1 protein-coding gene is annotated in these 3454 nt (G+C 65.4%); it reads left to right on the top strand.

Annotated elements, in window-relative coordinates:
• Window positions 1-3454, top strand: a 3454-nt coding sequence (locus EN781_RS28900) for a cytochrome P450 (RefSeq protein ID WP_145965691.1), incomplete at both ends; no start/stop codon positions are given.

Genomic DNA, 3454 nt, shown 5'->3' with positions numbered 1-3454 from the left:
CGTTCGCGACATATTGGAGCGCGGCGAGGAGTTCGAGACGCCCTACGGGCCGGAAATGGCCGAGCTGGCGCGCGGCTCGAACTTCATCCTCGGCATGCAGGACGGCGCCGCCTACCGGCAGATGAAATCGTCGGTGCTGAGCGCCTTTCCGCCGGCCGAGGTCGAGGCCAAGGTCAGGCCGATCGCGGCGCGCCATTCCAAGGACATCATGGCGGCCGCCAGCCCCGGCTTCGACGCCATCGGCGGGCTGATGAAGATCGTTCCGGTGCACATCTGCCGCGACTATTTCGGTTTGGAGATCGACGACGAATCCGAATTCGCCGACTGGGCGATCGCCTTGAGCGCGCTGTTCTTTTCCGATCCGACGGCAAAACCGGCCACGCGCGAGCTCGCGGTCGTCGGGGGCGACCGGCTGATCAAGCTCATCGACCGTTCCATCGACGCGATCAGGGAAAAGGGCGCCAAGAACGAGCAGCCGCTGGCGCGGCTCGTTGCCCTGCTCGATCAGGGCCGCATGTCGCGGCCGGACATTCATTCCATCATGCTTGGCATGATCGCCGGCTTCGTGCCGACCAACGTGCTGGCCGGCGGCAATTGCCTGGACGTCATCCTGTCCAGGCCAGACGCGCGGCAGGCAATCGACGCGGCGCTCGCCGAAAACGACACGGCGAAGCTCGACCGGGCCATCATGGAAGCCATGCGCTTCAAGCCGATCTGGGTCGGCCCCTGGCGCTACACCTCACGCGACACGGTTATCGCCAAAGGCACGCCCCGCGAGCGGCTGGTGAAGGCGGGAACGGTGGTGATGCCGGCCACGCTGTCGGCGATGTTCGACCCGGAGGCCGTGCAAAATCCCAACGATTTCGACACCACGCGTCCGTACCGCGATTACCTGGTCTTCGGCCACGGCATCCATCTGTGCATCGGCGCCGAGATCGCCAGGATCCAGATCGGCGAAAGCCTGCGCGCGCTGTTCGGCAAGGAGAAATTGCGCCGCGCGCCGGGCAAGGCCGGGCGACTAGTCAACATCGGCGCCTATCCGGAGAGCCTCAAGGTCGACTTCGAGCAGCCGGCGCTCTGCCGCACCGTCGACCAGTCGATGGTGACTGTGGTCTGCCCGGTCGTCCGGACCGTGCCGCTGGATGCCATCCGCGACAAGGTCGCCACGCTCGGCAATCCGGCCAACGAGGAGATCAGCGCCGCGCTCGACATCTCCGCCACCATCCATTTCACCAGCCTCGCCGTCGCCGGCACCGGCGAAATCGATGACGCTTCCGGTCTTGAGAAGGGTGCGCTTGTGCTCGAAATCTCCGGCGACGGCAGCGCCGGCGAGGTCATCGACGCCGTCTCCCAAGCCATCGGTCACCGGCTGCGGCCGATCTTCAAGGACGTCTGCGGCCTGCCCGAGGGCGGCTCGCTCAGCGACTTCCTGCGCAGGCACAATATCGAGATATCGCCGTCCTTTGGCAGCAACGCCGGGCTGGTGTTTTCCGGCACGCCGGGGCATTCGGTCCGCCGCATCCTGGCTGAAGCCGAGCTTGCCGACACCGTGCGCGGCATCGCCGAGCAGCCGCGCGCCGGCAACGGCGATGCCGCCATGGTGCTTGCCGAGGCCCGCCGGCATGTCCATTCGCTGGGTCGGTTCGACTGGGCTTTCCAGCCCGCCGAAAGCCAACTCGAAAATCCGCCCGGCAAATGGTGGCGGGCCATCACCACGACGTTGCTCGCGCCGCCGATGCTGGTCGCCGTCGCGGTCGTGGTGCTCGTCTGCTGGAAGCTGACCTACAAGCTGGTGTTCGGCGATCCGAGCGGCCTCAGCTTCACCACCATCGCAATTGCCGGCACGGCGCTTCTGCTGGCCGTGCTCGGGCTCATCGCGATGATAGTTGTGGCGCTTGGCGTCTGCTTCATCGCGTTACGGCGCCTCGAAGACATTGACCGTCCGCACAACACGCCCGTCGACCTTGATGCGCTGGACAAGATCATCGTGCATGAGGATCGCGCAGCGCAGAACCATATGACGGCGATCTCGACGATGAAGGTCGGAACCTTGCGACGTTTGGCGCTCCGGCTGTCTTTCTATCTGATCTCGATCACGGCGCGGAAAGTGTTTCGACCGGGCTTCCTCGGCACCATCAACACCATCCATTTCGCCCGCTGGGTGCTTTTGCCCGGAACCAACAGGCTGATGTTCTTCTCCAACTATGGCGGCAGCTGGGAAAGCTACCTGGAGGATTTCATCGCCAAGGCTGCTTCCGGGCTCACCGGCGTGTGGAGCAACACCGAAGGCTATCCCCGCACGCGATGGCTCTTCCTCGATGGCGCGCGCGACGGCGACCGGTTCAAACGCTGGGCACGGCGACAGCAGGTGCCGACTCTGTTCTGGTATTCGGCCTACCGCGAGCTCAACACCGCGGCCATCCGGATCAATTCCCGGATCAGGCGCGGCATTGCTTCGGCCACCGACAACGAGGCGCGCGACTGGCTGAGCCTGTTCGGTTCTCTGCCGCGGCTGGCGACCGAAAGAACCACCGTTCAAAAAACCACCTCGCTGCTGGCCAATATCAGTTCGGCCTTTCCGCCGCCTCTCGAGCAACAGCTGGAAACCGGCGAGATCCAGTCCATCTTCTTCGGTCCGTTCGGGTCGCTGGCGCACGCGCATATGATGGCGATTGCCATACCCCAGACCCTGTCCAGGGCGAGCCGCAGGGCCTGGCTCGAATTCGTCGTTGCCCGCGCGAGTTTTGGCGATGGCGTGCCGCGCGAGCGCGCCATGACGCTGGCATTCGGTCCTGACGGCCTTCGCCGCCTCGGACTGGACGGCGGCGTCGAGGGCGATCCGCTCGGCACGTTTCCTGTCGCCTTTCGCCACGGCATGGGCAATCCCGAACGCAGCCGCATCCTGGACGATCTCGGCGACAGCGTTCCCGACAAATGGCAATGGGGTTCACTGCAGAAGCCGGTGGACGCCGTCGTCGTCTGCTATGCCGAAAGCCCCGAGATCCTGAAGGCCGAGCTTGCCGCGCTGAAGAAAAAGACATCGAGCGCGGGGATGGTGCTGGTTTCGGAACTGCCGCTCGCGGTCAAGCGGGAAGGCAAGCGCGCCGTCGAGCATTTCGGCTTCGTCGACGGCGTGTCGCAGCCGATCGTGCGCGGCACGGCGCGCGCAAATGCGGGTGCTGCACCCATGCATCTGGTCGCGCCAGGCGAATTCCTGTTCGGCTATCGCGACGAGCACGGTTTCTACCCGGCTTCGCCGTCCGTCCCGGCCGCGCAGGACCGCTCCGGTATCCTGTCAGCGGTGCGCCGCAACCGGCAGATCGCCGGATTGCCACCCCCGCCGCACGATTTCGGCCGCAATGGCTCCTTTCTGGTCGTGCGCCAGTTCGAGCAGCACGTCGAGCGCTTCGACGATTATTGCAAGGCGGCAGCCGCGCAAGTGGCGGGCGAGACC

The sequence above is a fragment of the Mesorhizobium sp. M4A.F.Ca.ET.090.04.2.1 genome, from assembly GCF_003999085.1.
Lineage (GTDB): Bacteria > Pseudomonadota > Alphaproteobacteria > Rhizobiales > Rhizobiaceae > Mesorhizobium.
The sequence above is the reverse complement of the archived record's forward strand: the minus strand, read 5'-3'. Positions and strand labels throughout refer to the sequence as shown.